Below are 17,075 nucleotides of genomic sequence, written 5' to 3' on the forward strand. Positions count from 1 at the left end.
CGCCGCCGAGACCTGCGTCAGGACGACGACGGGTCGAAGCTGACCTCCGCCACCAGTCCGCCGGCCGGGCGGGCGGTGAGTTCCAGAACCGCGCTGTGGCGTGCCACGATCGCAGCCACAATCGACAACCCGAGACCGCGCCCGCGATCGGCCGCCGCGCTCGTGCGCCCACGCCCGCGGAAGAACGGATCGGCCAGCCGGGCAACGGCATCCGCCGCAATCAGGTCGCCGTCGTTGGCCACGGTGATGCGCACCACCCCATGGTCACTCGTGCTCGTGTCGAGGATGACCGTGCCGCCCCGGTCGTTGTGCCGGATCGCATTCTGCAGAAGGTTCGCGACGAGCTGCCGCAACAGCACCGGGTCCCCCTCGACCACGGCCGGCGCGAGTTGGGGCAGTAACAGCACCCCGGCGCGTTCGGCCTCGGCCTGCGTCTCGGCGATCACCGACACGGCGAGGTGGGCGAGGTCGACGGCCTCGACGTGCGACGCCACCGATTCGATCTCGGTGAGATCGAGCAGCGACTCGACGGTGTCGATGCTGCGCTCGTTCGTTTCGCGCAGACGTCCGAGGAGTGCCCGCTGCTCGGAGCTCAGCGGGTTGCTCGGACTCAGCGCGACGTCGAGCATTGCCCGCGTCGTCGCCAGCGGAGTGCGCAACTCGTGCGAGGCGTTGGCGGAGAACCGCCGATGCGAATCGACGGAGCGCTCGATCTCGGTGAGCATCTCGTCGAAGTTGTCGGCAAGCTCCGAGATCTCGTCGCGTGGTCCGGCGAATGCGATCCGGTGGTCGAGTTGGCCGCGGCTCGCCTGACGGGCTGCCGCGTTCACGAATTGCAGCGGGCGCAGCATCCGTCCTGCGACGAACCAGCCGGCCCAGGCTCCCCCGGCCGCGAGGAGCACGAGGGCGCCGGCCGAGACCCACAACAAAAGATGCAGGATGTCCCCGCGCGAGCTGACGGTGACGACCGCGCTGAGGGTGCCAGTGGTGCTCAACAGGCCGGGGTCGTAGAGCATTTCTGCGGGGCCGCCGACACTGGACTCCGGCACCGCGATGCCGAGGGGAGAGGCCGGTGCGGCGATGCCGCCAGGCGCGATCGCGGTGGTGGCGAATTCATAGGAGGGAATCACGCCGATGAAGATCGACACAATTGTGAGCAGCACCACGCCGGCCACGGTGACCAGTCCGGCGTAGGTGAGCGCGAGTCGCGCGCGCACCGTGAGGCGGTGCTTGACCGGTGCGACCGGTGCGCCGACCGTCGCTCCGGAGTTCCTAGCCGGCTGCGTTGTCGATGGCATAGCCGACCCCCGCCTCTGTACGGATCAGCCAGGGCTCCCCCAGCTTGCGGCGGAGCGTGCTCATGGTGGCCTTCACCGAGTTGGTGAAGGGGTTGGCGTTCTCGTCCCACGCCTTCTCCAGCAGAGTCTCGGCGCTGACCACTCCGCCGCGAGCGCGCAACAACACCTCGAGCACGGCAAATTCTTTGCGTCCGAGTCGCACGAAACGCCCGTCCCGAAACACCTCATGACGAAACGGGTCGAGGGTCACCCCTCCGGCAGTCAGCTGCGGCGGATGGGCCGTGAAAATACGTCGACCCAGCGCCCGGATGCGTGCCGTCAGCTCCGGAAAATCGAACGGCTTGGTGAGGTAGTCGTCGGCTCCGAGCTCCAACCCGCCGACCTTGTCGTTCATCCGCCGGGCGGCGGTCAGCATGAGGATCGCCGGCCGCTCGGGCCGGGCCGACAGGATGCGACAGACCTCGTCGCCGTGAGTACCGGGGATGTCCCGGTCGAGAACAATCACGTCGTAGGAGTTCACATCGATCGCGGCCAGCGCTGCATCGCCGTCGCCGACGACATCGGCCGCAATCGCCGCCAGAACAAGACCGGCGCGCACCGCCTCAGCCAGATACGGCTCGTCTTCGACCACCAATACACGCACGCCGATCACCATCCTTTCCTCCAGTAGAACAGAGCAGAGGTCAAAGAAAGGTCAAGGCTGCGCTTGACCCTCTCGCGACGACGCTCGCGGTGTGCTGGTTTCGCCCCTCAGCCGAGGAGGCGACAGAGAGGACACACCATGCCCATCATCGAAACCCGAGGTTCCCGCCTGCGCGGCGGCCGCACCGGTCTCGCCCTGTTCGCGGCGATCGGTCTCGTTGCCGCGCTGAGCGCCTGCACGGCCGGTTCCCCGAGCGGCGGGTCAGCCGACGCCGGCGAATTGAAGAGCGGAAACGAGCAAGCTGCCTTCGAGGATTGGCAGCACGACTTCACGAGCTGCATGAAAGACGAGGGCGTCGAGATGGGGAGCTTCGCCGTCACGTCAGTCGATGGTGCTTCCGGCGGTCTCGACGACGACTCAGAGTCCTCCGGCTCGACGATGACCACGCAGGAAGGCGACTTCGACATCAAGGAGTATGAGGCCGCCTCCAAGGTCTGCACGAAGAAGCTCGGTGAGATGCCGATTCCGCCGGGCATGCCGAGCCCGGAAGAGATGCAGGAGAGCATGCTCAAATTCGCGAAATGCATGCGTGAGGCCGGCTACGACTATCCGGATCCCGAGGTGAGCAAGGGCGGCGGAATCACAATCAAGGCGATGCCGGCCGACGAGTACGACCCCGCCGTCATGGACTCGTGCAGCGAGGAATCCGGTTCCCCGATGATGCAGATGAAGGCGGAGGTGGGCGGCGAATGACCATCACCATGCGACGCCGCCGCGCACCGTGGCTGATCGGCGGGGCCGCTGTCGCCGTCGCCGCTGTGGTCGCCGCGCTGATCCTGATTCCCCGACCCGGTGCATCCGCTGACGCCTCACACGAGGTCGTCGACGTGGAAACCGTCAATGTCTCCCGCGGTGACCTCATTGAGCGGGTGCGCGTCAAGGGCACGCTCGCCTTTGCCGGCACTCACGAACTGGGCACGACTCTTGGCGGCACGGTCACCGCGGTGACGGATGCCGGTGCGACAGTCGGTCAGGGCGGCGAACTGTTCCGAATCGACGACCAGCCCGTTCTGCTGTTTCTCGGCAGCTTGCCGATGTGGCGCGCGCTGTCGCTCGGCGTCGAAGACGGACGCGACGTGTTGCAGCTCGAGCAGAACCTCGCCGCCCTCGGATTCTTCGAGCGTGAACCTGATGAGGAGTTCGCCCAGAGCACGGCGACTGCCATCGAGAAATGGCAGAAGTCACTGGGCCTTGAGAAGACCGGCGCCATCGAACCCGGCCGCATCGTCTTCGGCGCGGCACCGGTCAGGATCGCCGAACGCAAGGCGGCGATCGGTGATGCGGCGGGCCCCGCCATCGTCTCGGTCTCTGACACCGAGAAACGCGTGAGCGGCTTCATCGCGCCGAACCTCAAAGAGGTCGCGGCGGTCGGCAGCGCGGTCAGCGTCATGCTGCCCGATGGCACTGCGGTACCGGGAACCATCACGACGGTCGGTGCCCCGGTCGAGAAGGACGACGGCATGGGCGGCAAATCGCTCAAGCTGCCGATCACCATCAGCCTCGACGATCCGGCCCAGGCCGACGCGTTCAGCGATGTGAGTGTGAGCCTCACGCTCGCGCTCACCAAGAGCGCCGACGCGCTGCTCGTTCCTGTGCTGGCCCTCTTGGCCCAGCCGGGTGGCGGCTTCGCCGTGGAAACGCTTAAGGGCACAAACAGCACAATCGTTCCGGTCGAGCTCGGAGCTTTTGCCGACGGAATGGTGGAGATCGTGTCGGGCAAACTCGTCGAGGGCGCGGCTGTGGTGGTCGGGCAATGAGCGCGACCGTGCTCGCTTCGCCGCCGATCGTGAGACTCGCCGGAGTGTCCCGCTCCTACGGTTCTCCAGCCACCGTCGCGCTCTCCGAGGTCGACCTTCTGATCGAACGCGCCGAGATGGTCGCGGTAGTGGGGCCGAGCGGTTCAGGAAAATCAACCCTGCTCAACCTCGTCGGGACTCTTGATCTGGCCAGCACTGGCGAGGTGCACATTGCCGGTCACGACGTCGGCACGATGACCGATGCCGAGCTGTCTGCCCTGCGCGCCCACACCATCGGCTTTGTCTTTCAGCAATACCATCTCGCCGACGGGGTGCCGGCGCTCGACAATGTGGCAGAAGGGTTGCTCTACACCGGCATGCCGCCGAAGGAACGCCGGGCCCGCGCCGAACATGCGCTCGAACGCGTGGGACTCGGCGCCCGAATGCGACACCGCCCCCGCGAGCTGTCGGGCGGCGAGCGCCAACGGGTGGCAATTGCGCGCGCGGTGGTCGGCGAGCCGGCACTCATCCTGGCCGACGAGCCGACCGGCGCCCTCGATACCAAATCCGGGGAGGGAGTGATCGAGATCTTGCAGGAGTTGAACGCTGCCGGAACGACCGTCGTCGTGATCACCCACGACCTCGGTGTCGCCGATCTGGTGCCGCGCCGGGTGTCACTGCGCGACGGCAGGGTCGTCGACGATGCGCGAGACGCGGGCATGCGCCGTGCTCGCAGCGTGGATGCGCCGACAACGTTGAAGCTCGCCGGGGTGCCCTCATGAGCGCGCCGCTGCGTTCCCGGCTGCGCCCGCAGGATCTCGTCGGGCTGGGCTTCCACGGCCTGCGCGCGCATCCGCTACGTGCCATGCTCTCGGCTCTCGGGATTGCGATCGGGATCGCCGCGATGATCGCGGTGATCGGGATCTCAACCTCCAGTGAGGCGCTCGTGCGCGAGAAACTCTCGGCGCTCGGCACCAACCTGCTCACCGCATCGGCGGGCGATGATTTCTTCGGCAAAGAATCGACGCTTCCGGTCGATGCGGTTGAGCGGGTGCGCCGGATCGACGGAGTCGAGCAGGCCAGTTGGACGGCCGCCCTGAGCGAGGTGCACGTCTACCGCAACACCTATATCGACACCGGATCGACCGCGGGTCTGACAGTTCACGCCGCCGATGCGCATCTGCTTGAAGCCACCGGCAGCGAACTACTCGCCGGCTCCTGGCTGAACGCCGCCACCGAGCGCTACCCCGCGGTCGTGCTCGGTTCGACCGCGGCCGAGCGGCTCGGCATCCGCAGTGTGGGCACGCAGGTCTGGCTCGGCGGAACACAGTTCTCGGTCGTCGGCATCCTGAAGCCCTCACCGCTTGCCCCGGAGCTCGACAGTGCGGCTCTGGTCGGGGCGGCGTTCGCCGCAGAAGCGTTCGGTTTCGACGGCTCGCCGACGGTGATCTACGAGCGTTCCGCCGAAGAGTCGGTCGAGGCCGTTCGGGCCCTGCTGCCCGCGACCATCAACCCAGAGTCACCCAACGAAGTGGGGGTGAGCCGACCGTCCGACGCCCTCGCCGCCAAGAACACCATCGACCAGGCATTCACCGGGCTGCTCGTCGGCGTCGGCTCGATCGCGCTGCTCGTCGGCGGCATCGGGGTGGCGAACACCATGGTCATCTCGGTGTTGGAGCGACGTCGCGAGATCGGGTTGCGCCGCTCCTTGGGAGCCACCCGGGGCCATATCCGTTCGCAGTTTCTCGTGGAGGCGATGCTCCTGGCCGCTTACGGCGGAGTGGTGGGAACACTCCTCGGCTGGGGAATCACCGCGCTCGTTGCGCACGGCAACGGATGGTTGGTGTCGATCCCTCCGGCGGTGCTGGTCGCCGGCGTCGGCGTGACCGTGCTGGTGGGAGCGGTCGCCGGTGTCTTGCCGGCGATGCGGGCGGCGCGAACCTCCCCGACGGCGGCGCTCGGCGCGTAGGCCCGGCGAGGCCATTTCGTTGATCGAGGAGCAGCCGACGAAGGAGGCCGCGTCTCGAGATCTCGCGAGCCAATCTTTGAACGCGGGTTGCGTCTGAGGAAGGGCTTGCGGGGTCTCGAGACACGGGCTCGCTGCGCTCGCTCGCTCCTCGACCACCGAGAGCGCGACGCACGGCTCCGCGGCGTGGGCTACTTGACGCTGCCGGCCGTCAAGCCGCCGACCAAGCGCTTCTCAATCAGCAGGAACAAGAGCACCACCGGCAGGATGGCCACGATCGAGACGCCGAACACGTAGTGCCAGCTCGTCTCGTACTGCCCGACGAATTTCGTCAGCGCGACCGACAACGGCTGGTTTCCGTCGGTGGACAGGATGACCAGGCTGGCCGCGAACTCGTTCCAGCACGAGACGAAGGTGAAGACGATCGCCGTGACGATGCCCGGCCAGACCAGTGGCAGGTTGATTTTGAACAGCACGGCCAGGCGTCCGGCGCCGTCGATCTGTGCCGCCTCGTCGACCTCTTTGGGCACGCCGGCGAAGAAACTATGCATGATCCAGGTCGCGAACGCCAGGTTGAAGGCGGCGTTGATGATGATCATCGCGACCCAGGTGTCGGTGAGTCCGAAGAAGCTGAACTGGCGGAAGAGGCCCGAGGTCAGCACGGCCGGCTGCAGCATCTGCGTGACGATGACGAGGAAGAGGAACGCCAACCGGCCGGGAAATTTGAACCGAGCGGTGTAGTACGCGGCGGGAAGTGAGACGGCCAGCACCAGAATCGTCGCGAAGACGGCGATGACGATGGTGGAGATGAGGTTCTGCACGAGGGGCGTCTCTGGCGCCGACCACATGGTGATGTAGTTGTCGAAGTTCCAGGTCGTCGGCAGGTAGGTCGGGTTGACCGAGCGAATCTCACTCTTCGTCTTGACCGAACCGAAGAACATGATCAGGTACGGCAACACGAAGATGATCAGCACGATGGCGCCGACGATCATCCGCAGCACCACTGAACCGAGCGGAACCTGATCCGTCGTGAACCGGCGCTTGCGTGGCTTGCTCGGCAGAAGCGGGGCGGATGCCGTCTGGGCGGGTGCCGCGTCGAGGCTCTGATCGATCGGGGCGTTGATCGCCGTGTCGAGTTCGGTCATGATCAGACCTCCTTCATGGGCTTGACGATCTTCACGTAGGCCGCGACGATCACGATCACGATCAGGAACGCGACCACGCTGAGGGCGCTGGCGACGTCGATCTTGTGCTCGTTCTGGATGTATTTGAAGATCATCGTGATGATCGTGTCGGCGTCGTAGCCCGGGATCGACCCGGTCATCACCTTCAGGATCGGCAGCGAGTTGAAGACGTTGATGATATTGATCAGCACGGCGACAGCGAGAGCGCCGCGCAGCTGCGGGAGAATCACGCGGAAGTAGGTGCGCACCGGGCCGGCGCCATCCATCTTCGCCGCCTCGAGCACGTCACCGGGCACGCTCTGCAGCCCGGCGAGAATCGTGTAGGTGGTGAACGGCAGCGACACGAACACGGCGATGCCGATCGACCAGTTGAACGCACTGACGGCGTTCTTCGTCCAGCCGTAGGGCTCGTCGATCAGGTGGATGTCCACCAAGAATTTGTTGATGATGCCGATGTACCCCTCGAGGCCGTAGTAGATGACGAGGGTGGTCATCACCACGCTCGCCGCCCAGGGAACGATCACGGCCATGCGCACCAGGCGCCGACCGGGGAATGCCTTGTTCAGCAGTTGGGCGAGGGCGAGAGAGAGCACGACGGTGATGCCGACCACGGCGACGACCCAGATCAGGGTGCGCAGCATGATGCCGCCGAGCGGCTCGAAGGCGAGGAGGGTCGCATAGTTCGCGAAGCCGACCGGTCCCTTATCGATCCCGCTGATGCTGATGTCGCGCGTCGAGTTGTAGAACATGACGATCGCCGGAAACAGCACGACGCCGAAGATCAGGATGAGCGCCGGGCCGATCCAGGGCAGCGCGGCGAGAAGATCGGACCAGCGGGAGCCGACCGCCGCCGGGCGGCGACTCTTCGTCGGTCGCGCCTCGGGCGGGGCGTCATTCAAAGTTCGTGTCATGGGGGTCAATCACCGATGCGTGTCGAGAACTGCGGGTCAAAATGTGTCTTTAAGTAGGGAGCGGTGGTCGTGTTCTCGCCGGAACACCGGCCGGAAACACGACCACCGCAACTGAGGTGAACGCCTAGCCGGCGTCGACCTTTGCCTGGATCTCAGTCAGAACTGCCTGCGGGTCCTTGCCCTGGGCGACCTGGCCGATGAGCGCCTTGAAGGCGGCGTCGGTGGCCGACCACTTCGGGTTGGTGCTCGGGTAGAACTTGGCGTTCGGCAGAGCGGCGAGGAACGGAGCGAGGTCCTTGTCGCCGTTCATCTGCTCGGCGCCCGACTTGGTGGTCGGCAGGAACTTCTCGGTGGTGACCCAGTTCACGTACTGATCAGCCGAGAACGTGAAGTCGAGGAACTTGGTGATGGCTTCCTTCTTCTTGGCGTCTTCGTCGTTCTTGAACGCCATCAGGTGGTCAGCCACACCGAGCGTGAACGGCGCGCCGTCAACGGTCGGGATCGGGTTGATCGAGTACTTGAGCGCCGCGTTGTTCTCGGCGATCTGGCCGACGGTCGGCGGGAGGCCGATGATCATGCCGATCTTGCCCTGCACGAAGACGTCCATCAGCGGGCTGCGGTCGGTGGCACCGGCGTCGGGCTGGGTTGCGCCCTCGTCGACCATCTTCTGCATGAACTGCGCAGCGGTGAGGTTCGTCGGGGTGTCGACGGTGATCTCCTTGGCGTCGCCGAAGGTTCCGCCGCCTCCGTAGAACCAGATCGCGCTTTCAGCCTGCGCCTCTTCGGAACCGAGCGGCATGCCGTAGCCGGCCACTCCGCCGCCGATCGCAGCGATCTTCTTCGACGCGGCGAGCAGTTCGTCCCAGGTCTTCGGCACTTCGGCGACACCGGCCTGCGCGAGCAGGTCGGTGTTGACGAACAGTGCACGAGCGGATGCGATCAGCGGGGCGCCGTACTGCACGCCGTCAACCGAGGCGCCTTCGACGAACGACGGCTGGAAGTCGGCGAGGGTGTCAGCGGAGACGACATCCTTGATCGGGTAGAGCAGGTCGTCGGCGGCGAAGCCGGCGAACGGGCCGCCGTTCATGATGTCGGGAGCCTTGTTGCTGGAGACCTTGGTGGTGATCACGCTGTCGAGGTTGTCCCACGACTGCACCTCAAGCTTGACCTTGATGTCGGTGTTTTCCGCTTCAAAGTCCTTGATGACGCCTTCCCAGAGGCCCTTGGTGGCGTCGGAGTAGCTGGGAACGAGCAAGCTGATGGTCGTTGCCGATCCGTCGGATCCGGAGTCGGCAGCATCGCCGCTGCTGAAGCCACAGGATGCGAGCGACATGGTGGCCAGCGCCGCAGTCGCGACGATGCCTCCGATTCGCAAAGACTTTTTCATAGTGGTGCATTCCTCACTGTTGGGTGCAGAGCCGCCGCAAAAAGAGCCTCTCGCGACGTTGCGTGTGGTTCAGGTCGCCCTCGGATCTCACAATCGCGATGACTACTGATGACTACTTGAGCGCCCAACCAATCAAGATTGTTCAGCCGCCGGACACATCCTGTAAGCATTTTTCGCCCAAGTCAAGGGTTTGGACCGAAATTGTTATGATCCTTTACAATCAAGAAACATTCATGAAATGATTGCGGAACTACTGTTACGATCATCTTCGATCACTTTGGCGGGTGTAAACCCGCTCGAACACCCCACACCTACTCACAGAACCTCGAGGAGCACCGCCATGACCCCCACCCCCGAACACATGGCCGTCGAGCTCGCTTCGCAGCCTGAGACCTGGGCTCGTGCTGCCGGGATGCATGCGGAGCACGCGATCCTTCCCGTCTCCGGCGCGAAGGTGGCCATTGTCGGCTGTGGCACGTCCTGGTTCATGGCGCAGGCCTACGCGGCGCTGCGGGAGAGTGGCGGTCACGGCGTCACCGACGCGTTCGCGGCATCCGAGGCCTTCGTCGACCGCGACTACGACGCGATCATCGCCCTCACCCGGTCGGGAACGACGAGCGAGGTGCGCGAACTCGTCGGCGCCCAGCGCGGCCGCACTCGCATCATCGGCATCGTCGGCGATACCGCCTCCCCCTTCGTCGACGAGGTCGACGACCTGATCGCCCTGCCGTTCGCCGACGAGCAGTCGGTCGTGCAGACCCGGTTCGCCACCACTGCTCTCGCCTTCCTGCGCGCCTCGCTCGGCGAAGACCTGACTGCGGCGATTGACGACGCCCGGATCGCCGTTGCCGACGAGCTCGATGACGACCTCGTCGCGGCCGAACAGGTCACCTTCTTGGGTCGCGGCTGGACCGTCGGCCTGGCGCACGAGGCCGCGCTGAAGATGCGTGAGGCGTCGCAGTCCTGGACCGAGTCATACCCCGCGATGGAGTACCGCCACGGCCCGATCAGCATTGCAGCACCTGGCCGTGTCACCTGGATGTTCGGCGCCGCTCCCGAGGGCATCGACCAGGATGTCGCAGCCACCGGCGCCCGGTTCATCTCGAGCGAGCTCGATCCGCTGGCCGACCTCATCCGGGCGCAGAAGCTGTCGCTGCTGCGCGCCAGGGCGAAGGGGCTGAACCCCGACGAACCGCGCAACCTCACCCGTTCTGTCATTCTGGCTTCGTGAGACCCAGCAGAGCGGCCCCGACCGCAGTGACGACAGAAGCACTCCCCCTCGGCGACGGCGATGCCGTCATCGCGATCGATGTGGGCGGCACCGACACCAAAGCCGCCCTCTTCGACGGCTCGGGGCGCATGCTCGGGCTCAGCCGTACTCCGACTCCGCTCGATGGCGCGCGCACGGCGCCCGCGGTGATCGCGCGCGTGCACGAGCTCACACTGCAGTTCGCTGCCGACTTCCCCGGTGTCAGCCCGCGCGCCGTGGGACTGCTTGCGCCGGGCCTCGTCGACGATGACGCGGGGATCGGCATCCTGTCGACGAACCTTCACTGGTCGAATGTGGAGTTCAAGCGGCTGACCGAGCAGCTCGTGCACCTGCCGACCACGTTCTCGCATGATGTGCGGGCCGCCGGCGAGGCAGAGTTTCGGCTGGGCGCCGGACGACCGTATCGCGACCTCGTCGTGATGGTCATCGGCACCGGCATCGCGGCCTCGCTGTTCGTCGATGGCCACGCGCACACCGGCGGAGGCTACGCGGGCGAGATCGGTCATTGCATCGTCGACCCGAACGGCCCGGTCTGTGCCTGCGGTTCGCGCGGCTGCCTCGAGACGATCGCCTCGGCCGGAGCCATCGCACGTCGGTATGAGGAGCGCACCGGAGTGCGCCCGACCGGCGCCCGCGACGTGTTGGCTCGGGCCGCGGCCGGCGACGAGACGGCAGACCAGATCTGGGGCGAGGCTCTCGACGCACTCGCGCTCAGCATCGCCCAGCTCGCGGCCGTGTTCGCCCCCGAAGCCGTGGTCATCGGCGGCGGTTTGGCCCAGGCCGGCGACACCTTGTTCGTTCCCCTGCGTCGGCGCGTCGACGCGCTGCTCAGCTTCCACCGTCGCCCCGCGCTCGTGCCGGCCCTGATCGGCGAGAACGCCGGCCTGCTCGGTGCGGCGCTGCGCGCACGCGACCTGGTGCGCGATTCGGCTCACGATCCGGCCCTGACCGCCGTTGGCACGTCTGCATGATCGTCACCGTCACGCCGAACCCGGCACTCGATCTGACCTACCCGGTGAATGTCGTGCGCCTCGGCGACACGAACCGCGTCGCGGCCGCCTTCGTGCGCGCCGGCGGCAAGGGCCTCAATGTGGCCCGCGTGGTGCACCAGCAGGGTCACCGGGTGCTGGCCATCGCTCCGGTCGGCGGAGCGTCGGGCGACGAGTTCGCCGCGGAACTCGCCGCCAGCACGGTGACTCACCAGCTGGTTCGGGTGCAGGCGCCCACGCGACGCACGATCGCGTTCGTCGAACAGGACACCGACCAGACGACGATGTTCACCGAGAACGGTGAGAACCACACGCCCGCCGAGTGGCAGTCATTGACGGATGCCGTCGCATCCGCTCTGCCGGCGGCCCGCTGCCTCGTCGGCTCGGGAAGCCTGCCGGCCGGTGCCCCCCTCGATTTCTATCCGCGCCTCGTCGCACTCGCCGCGGCCCGCGGAGTGCCGAGCATCATCGATACCTCGGGCGCCGGGCTCCTCGCCGCTGCCGCCGCCGGCGCGACGGTACTGAAACCCAACCGCCAGGAACTCGCCGACGCGACGGGACTCGGCGATCCGCTCGCCGGTGCCCGGCATCTGCTCAGCCTCGGGGCGGGCCTGGTGCTGCTCTCGCTCGGCGAAGCGGGAATGGTCGCACTCTCCGCCACCGATCCAGAGCACCCCCGCTCCGCCCGCCTCCCCCGGGTTCTGCACGGCAATCCCACCGGTGCCGGCGACGCGGCCGTCGCCGCAGCCGCCGTCGCCTTTGCGACGGGGCAGCACCAGATCGACCAGGTGCTGAGGGCCGCCACCGCGTGGTCGGCCGCCGCGGTGCTGATGCCGCTCGCCGGCGACATCTCGCCCGAACACCAGGCTCTCGCCGGCGAGTTGCTCTTCGACACGCTGGCCGCCGACGAGCTGAGTTTCGATGAGCCGGCCGCCAACACCCAGACCTCTGGCCCCCTGAGCTCAGGCTCCCAGATTTACGTCCCGACCGATCGAGAGAACCCATGACGCTCACTCCCACTCGCGCGCTCATGCAGGGCGCCGCCACGGCCGGCACCGGCATCGGCGCGTTCAACGTGATCCACCTCGAGACAGCCGAGGCGCTTGTCGCCGGCGCCGAACGCGCCGGCCTGCCTGTGATTCTTCAGATCTCCCAGAACTGCGCCACGTACCACGGAGGCCTCTCGCCCATCGCGCTGGCCAGCCTCGCGATCGCGGGGGCGGCATCCGTGCCGGTGGCCGTGCATCTCGACCACGCCGAAGACGAGCGCCTGGCGCTCGAGGCGGTCGATCTCGGCTTCGGCTCGGTGATGTACGACGGCGCGCACCTGCCCTACGCCGAGAACGTGGCGGCCACCGCCCGGGTGCGGGCGTACGCGCACACGGCCGGCATCTTCGTCGAGGCCGAGCTCGGCAAAGTCGGCGGCAAAGACGGCGCGCATGCTCCCGGTGTGCGCACCGATCCCGCCGAGGCCGTTTCTTTTGTGAGCGCAACAGGCGTCGATGCACTGGCCGTGGCCGTCGGCTCCTCTCACGCGATGACGGCACGCAACGCTGCGCTCGATCTCGAGCTGATCGCCCAGCTGCGTGCCGCCCTGACTGTTCCGCTGGTGCTGCACGGTTCGTCGGGTGTCGCCGACGACCAGATCGTCGCCGCGATTCGGGCCGGAATGACCAAGATCAACGTCTCGACGCACCTCAACGGGTTCTTCACCGCCGCGATTCGCGGCTACCTGGCCGAGCATGAAACCGTCGTCGATTCCCGCAAATACGTGGCGGCAGGGCGCGAGGCCGTCGCCGGAGAGGCCGCGAGACTGCTCACTCTGTTCGCGAGTGGCGCCGCCGTTGCCACCGGCACGGATGCGACACTTGCAGTGGACATAAAGGGGTAACCATGAACCGCGCAGAGCGCCTCACCGCTGTGCTTGACCTGCTCGCCGAGACGGGTCATCTCGATGTCGAAGACATCATCACCAAGCTGCACGTGTCGGCTGCCACCGCGCGCCGCGACCTCGACACGCTCGCCGAGCAGCAGTTGCTCACGCGCACGCGCGGCGGAGCGACCGGTCAGACCGTCGCCTACGACCTTCCGATCCGGTACAAGAAGGAGCAGCACGCTCCCGAGAAACTGCAGATCGCCCACGCGGCGAGCGCCCTGGTTCAGCGCGGCGCGGTGATCGGGCTCTGTGGTGGCACGACCAGCACCTCGATCGCGGCGGTGCTCTGCGCTCGCGCCGACATCATGGAGGCATCCCCCCACTCCAGCCTGACCGTGGTGACCAACGCCATCAATATCGCGGCCCAGCTGGCCATGCGCCCCCAGATCAAAACCGTCGTCACCGGCGGCGTCGTTCACCCGCGCTCCTACGAGCTGGTCGGACCGTACAGCGATGTGATGCTGCGCAAGATCACCCTCGACCTCGCCTTCATCGGCGTGAACGGCATCGACCCGGTGATGGGTGCCACCGTGCACGATGAGCAAGAAGCCGCGGTGAACGCGCTGATGGCCAGCCGCGCCTCCCGGGCCGTGGTCGTCGCGGATTCGAGCAAGATCGGGGTCATCGCGTTTGCGACGATCGGCGGATCCAAGCTGTTCAGCACGCTGATCACCGACGCGGGAATCACCGACGAACAGGTCGCCGCGTTCAACGACAACGGCATCGCCGTGATCGTCGCCTGATGAATCCCACCGACGTGATCATCCATTCCGCGCGCCTCGTCTCCAACGGTCAGAGCATCGCCGATTCCTGGGTTGCGTTCAGCGGCGACACCATTTCCGGCGTCGGCACCGGCCCCGGCTGGCAGGCGTTCGCCAGCCCGCACACGACGGTGACGGATGCGGCCGGCCGCCTGCTCACTCCCGGCTTCGTCGACATCCACTGCCACGGCGGCGGCGGGGCGGCGTTCGACCTCGGCGCAGCCGACATCGCCACCGCCCTGGCCGTGCACCACCGGCATGGCACCACCCGGGCCGTGCTCTCCCTGGTCACCGCCGGGCAGTCCGACCTGGAAGCGCGCGTCGCGGTCATCGCCGACGCGGCCGAGCAGAACCCACTCATTCTCGGTGCGCACCTCGAAGGACCGTTCCTCGACACCGAGTTCCGCGGTGCTCACGATCCCGACCTGTTGCGTGCCGCCGACCCCGATTCGATCAGCCGACTGCTCGCCGCCGGCCGCGGCACGATCCGTCAGGTGACGCTGGCCCCCGAGCTTCCCGGCGCATTCGAGGCCATTCGGCAGCTCACCGCCGACGGTGTCGCGGTGGCGGTCGGACACAGCGCCGCCGACTACGACACCGCGCGTGCCGCCTTCGACGCCGGCGCCTCGATTCTGACGCATGCCTTCAACGGCATGCGTGGCATCCATCACCGAGCACCGGGTCCGGTCGCCGCGGCCACCCGCTCGCCCCATGTCACCCTTGAGGTCATCAACGACGGCGTGCACGTGCATCCGGAGGTGGTTCGGCTCGCCTTCGCCGGGGCACCCGGCCGCATCGCGCTGATCACCGACGCGATGGCCGCCACCGGCGCCGCCGACGGTGCGTACATTCTCGGCACCCTGCCGGTCACGGTGACCGATGGCGTCGCCCGGCTGACCGAGGGCGGCTCGATCGCCGGCTCGACCCTGACCATGGATGTCGCCCTGCGCCGCGCCGTCACCGAGGTCGGTGTGTCGATCGAAGAAGCGGTCGCCGCCCTCACCTCGACGCCGGCCCGTGCGATCGGACGCTCCCACGATCTCGGCGCTCTCGCGGTGGGCTTCGCGGCCGACGCGGTGCTCCTGAACGACGGGTTCGAGGTCGAGGCGGTGTTCGCCGCCGGGCGGCGCCTGATCTGATCCGATCTGAAAGTTTGACCCACATCCGGGGTACAGCCGGGGGTCTGCCGGAGTAAAGTTGGGCCGCACACCCGATTGATTCGGAGCATGCACAATGACGAGCAGACCTGGCGAACCGAACGACAGTACCCTACCTCCCGCTCCGGCCGGGAGCGGGGCAGAGCAGACACGGCAGCAACCTCCCGATCCGCCGCACGTGCATCCGCCGCACGGCCATCCGCACGTCGAGCACCTGCCCGACCACCTCGAGACCCCCGTCGAGCACATCGTCGATGCGGTCACGGTTCACGAGGATGCCGGGCTGCACAAAGGCCTGAAGGCTCGCCAGGTGCAGATGATCGCGATCGGTGGTGCGATCGGCACCGGGTTGTTCCTCGGCTCGGGCGGACGCCTGGCCACAGCCGGACCCTCGCTCGTTTTCGTCTACGCGATCTGCGGGTTTTTCGCGTTCCTGATTCTGCGTGCCCTCGGCGAGCTGGTGCTTCACCGCCCCTCGTCCGGCTCATTCATCTCCTACGCCCGCGAGTTCTTCGGAGAGAAAACGGCGTTCGTGACGGGATGGCTCTACTGGCTGAACTGGGCCATGACCGCCATCGTCGATGTGACCGCCGTCGCGCTGTATATGGGATTCTTCGCCAAGTATTGGGCGCCATTCGGGGCCGTTCCGCAGTGGTTGTATGCGTTGCTCGCGCTCGGCATCGTGCTCTCGCTCAACCTGCTCTCGGTGAAGGTGTTCGGTGAGATGGAGTTTTGGTTCGCACTGATCAAGGTGGTCGCCATCATCGCTTTCCTCGTGGTCGGCACCTGGATGGTCATCTTCGGCACACCGATCCCCGGCCAGCAAGTGGGCTTCTCGCTCATTGCCGACAACGGCGGTTGGTTTCCGAACGGTTTGATCGCCACGGTTCTGGTGGTGCAGGGCGTCGTCTTCGCCTACGCGGCGATCGAACTTGTCGGCACAACGGCCGGCGAGACGAAGAACCCCGAAAAGGTGATGCCGAAGGCCATCAACACGGTCATCATCCGGATCGCCGTCTTCTACGTCGGATCCATCCTGCTGCTCTCCCTGCTGCTGCCGTACTCCGACTACAAAGCCGGGGAAAGCCCGTTCGTGACCTTCTTCGGCAGCATCGGCCTGGAGGGTGTCGACGTGATCATGAACCTCGTCGTGCTCACAGCCGCGCTCTCGTCGCTGAACGCCGGGCTCTACTCAACCGGTCGCATCCTGCGCTCGATGTCGTTGGCCGGATCGGCCCCGCGCTTCGCCAGCCACCTCAGCCGTCACGGGGTGCCGTTCGGTGGCATCCTGCTCACCGGCGTCGTCACATTGCTCGGCGTCGGCCTGAACGCGTTTGTTCCGCAGGAGGCATTCGAAATCGTGCTGAACGCGGCGGCGATCGGCATCGTCAGTTCGTGGGGAATGATCGTGCTCTGCCAGCTGCGATTGCTGGCCTGGTCGAAGAAGGGACTCATCGCGAGACCGGCGTTCCGGATGATGTGGGCACCGTACTCGGGCTATCTCACGCTGCTGTTTCTCGTCGGTGTGCTGGTGCTGATGGCGTTCGACTGGCCCGTCGGCACGCTCACGATCAGCTCACTCATCATCATCATCCCGGCGCTGATCGGAGGGTGGTTCCTCTGCCGCGACCGGATCTTCGCCATCGCCGTCGAACGGGAGGGCTTCACCGGGCACGTGCCGGTGGTGGCCAACCGTCCGCTCGCCGACCAAGCCGGAGACGATCAGTCCACGTAGGCGGTCCTTGCGGGCGTCGAACCGTGTCGAATCACCATTCGT

16 protein-coding genes are annotated in these 17,075 nt (G+C 66.6%); 11 read left to right on the forward strand and 5 right to left on the reverse strand.

Features of this window, described 5'->3' with window-relative positions; translation table 11 throughout:
• Positions 1–17: 17 nt before the first annotated feature.
• Positions 18–1,298 carry a sensor histidine kinase gene (locus AB4Y63_RS09780; RefSeq protein WP_441790861.1) on the reverse strand — a complete coding sequence of 427 codons (1,281 nt, stop codon included), beginning with the start codon at positions 1,296–1,298 and terminating at the stop codon, positions 18–20.
• Complete coding sequence (locus AB4Y63_RS09785; protein WP_441790862.1) at positions 1,273–1,941, reverse strand: response regulator transcription factor; 669 nt, start codon at positions 1,939–1,941, stop codon at positions 1,273–1,275. The genes AB4Y63_RS09780 and AB4Y63_RS09785 overlap by 26 nt, the downstream gene beginning before the upstream one ends.
• Before the next feature lie 138 nt (positions 1,942–2,079).
• Here AB4Y63_RS09785 and AB4Y63_RS09790 point away from each other — a divergent pair, with 138 nt between their 5' ends.
• Genes AB4Y63_RS09790 through AB4Y63_RS09805 form a run of 4 tightly spaced genes read left to right on the forward strand, consistent with a single transcriptional unit; the run spans position 2,080 to position 5,706 of the window.
• Positions 2,080–2,694 (forward strand): hypothetical protein, encoded by a 615-nt coding sequence (locus AB4Y63_RS09790; protein ID WP_441790863.1) that lies wholly within the window; start codon positions 2,080–2,082, stop codon positions 2,692–2,694.
• The gene (locus AB4Y63_RS09795; RefSeq protein WP_441790864.1) at positions 2,691–3,758 is read left to right on the forward strand and encodes a peptidoglycan-binding protein; all 1,068 of its coding nucleotides are present in this window, start codon (positions 2,691–2,693) and stop codon (positions 3,756–3,758) included. Before AB4Y63_RS09790 ends, AB4Y63_RS09795 begins: the two co-directional genes overlap by 4 nt.
• Positions 3,755–4,519 (forward strand): ABC transporter ATP-binding protein, encoded by a 765-nt coding sequence (locus AB4Y63_RS09800; protein ID WP_441790865.1) that lies wholly within the window; start codon positions 3,755–3,757, stop codon positions 4,517–4,519. The genes AB4Y63_RS09795 and AB4Y63_RS09800 overlap by 4 nt, the downstream gene beginning before the upstream one ends.
• Positions 4,516–5,706 (forward strand): ABC transporter permease, encoded by a 1,191-nt coding sequence (locus AB4Y63_RS09805; protein ID WP_441790866.1) that lies wholly within the window; start codon positions 4,516–4,518, stop codon positions 5,704–5,706. The genes AB4Y63_RS09800 and AB4Y63_RS09805 overlap by 4 nt, the downstream gene beginning before the upstream one ends.
• A gap of 188 nt (positions 5,707–5,894) precedes the next feature.
• Here AB4Y63_RS09805 and AB4Y63_RS09810 read toward each other — a convergent pair whose 3' ends face one another.
• The 3 genes from AB4Y63_RS09810 to AB4Y63_RS09820 all read right to left on the reverse strand — a co-directional run bounded on the left by AB4Y63_RS09810 (position 5,895) and on the right by AB4Y63_RS09820 (position 9,185).
• Positions 5,895–6,848: a carbohydrate ABC transporter permease gene (locus AB4Y63_RS09810; protein ID WP_441790867.1), complete on the reverse strand. Its 954-nt coding sequence runs from the start codon at positions 6,846–6,848 to the stop codon at positions 5,895–5,897.
• A gap of 2 nt (positions 6,849–6,850) precedes the next feature.
• Positions 6,851–7,798 (reverse strand): carbohydrate ABC transporter permease, encoded by a 948-nt coding sequence (locus AB4Y63_RS09815; RefSeq protein WP_441790868.1) that lies wholly within the window; start codon positions 7,796–7,798, stop codon positions 6,851–6,853.
• Positions 7,799–7,922: 124 nt separating this feature from the next.
• A complete protein-coding gene (locus AB4Y63_RS09820; protein WP_441790869.1) occupies positions 7,923–9,185 on the reverse strand; it encodes an extracellular solute-binding protein in 1,263 nt (420 codons plus the stop codon).
• Positions 9,186–9,525: 340 nt separating this feature from the next.
• Here AB4Y63_RS09820 and AB4Y63_RS09825 point away from each other — a divergent pair, with 340 nt between their 5' ends.
• The 7 genes from AB4Y63_RS09825 (at position 9,526) to AB4Y63_RS09855 (ending at position 17,033) form a co-directional block, all read left to right on the forward strand.
• Positions 9,526–10,416, forward strand: coding sequence for an SIS domain-containing protein (locus AB4Y63_RS09825; protein WP_441790870.1), 891 nt, complete (start codon positions 9,526–9,528; stop codon positions 10,414–10,416).
• Complete coding sequence (locus AB4Y63_RS09830) at positions 10,413–11,426, forward strand: ROK family protein (protein ID WP_441790871.1); 1,014 nt, start codon at positions 10,413–10,415, stop codon at positions 11,424–11,426. Before AB4Y63_RS09825 ends, AB4Y63_RS09830 begins: the two co-directional genes overlap by 4 nt.
• Positions 11,423–12,451 carry a 1-phosphofructokinase family hexose kinase gene (locus AB4Y63_RS09835; protein WP_441790872.1) on the forward strand — a complete coding sequence of 343 codons (1,029 nt, stop codon included), beginning with the start codon at positions 11,423–11,425 and terminating at the stop codon, positions 12,449–12,451. The genes AB4Y63_RS09830 and AB4Y63_RS09835 overlap by 4 nt, the downstream gene beginning before the upstream one ends.
• Complete coding sequence (locus AB4Y63_RS09840) at positions 12,448–13,335, forward strand: class II fructose-bisphosphate aldolase (RefSeq protein WP_441790873.1); 888 nt, start codon at positions 12,448–12,450, stop codon at positions 13,333–13,335. Before AB4Y63_RS09835 ends, AB4Y63_RS09840 begins: the two co-directional genes overlap by 4 nt.
• 2 nt (positions 13,336–13,337) lie before the next feature.
• Positions 13,338–14,123 (forward strand): DeoR/GlpR family DNA-binding transcription regulator, encoded by a 786-nt coding sequence (locus AB4Y63_RS09845; protein WP_441790874.1) that lies wholly within the window; start codon positions 13,338–13,340, stop codon positions 14,121–14,123.
• A complete protein-coding gene (gene nagA / locus AB4Y63_RS09850; protein ID WP_441790875.1) occupies positions 14,123–15,280 on the forward strand; it encodes an N-acetylglucosamine-6-phosphate deacetylase in 1,158 nt (385 codons plus the stop codon). Before AB4Y63_RS09845 ends, nagA begins: the two co-directional genes overlap by 1 nt.
• Before the next feature lie 94 nt (positions 15,281–15,374).
• On the forward strand, positions 15,375–17,033 hold the full coding sequence (locus AB4Y63_RS09855; RefSeq protein ID WP_441790876.1) for an amino acid permease: 1,659 nt from the start codon (positions 15,375–15,377) through the stop codon (positions 17,031–17,033).
• The last annotated feature ends 42 nt before the right edge of the window (positions 17,034–17,075 follow it).

This window comes from Leifsonia sp. YAF41, from assembly GCF_052113185.1.
GTDB lineage: Bacteria > Actinomycetota > Actinomycetes > Actinomycetales > Microbacteriaceae > Cryobacterium.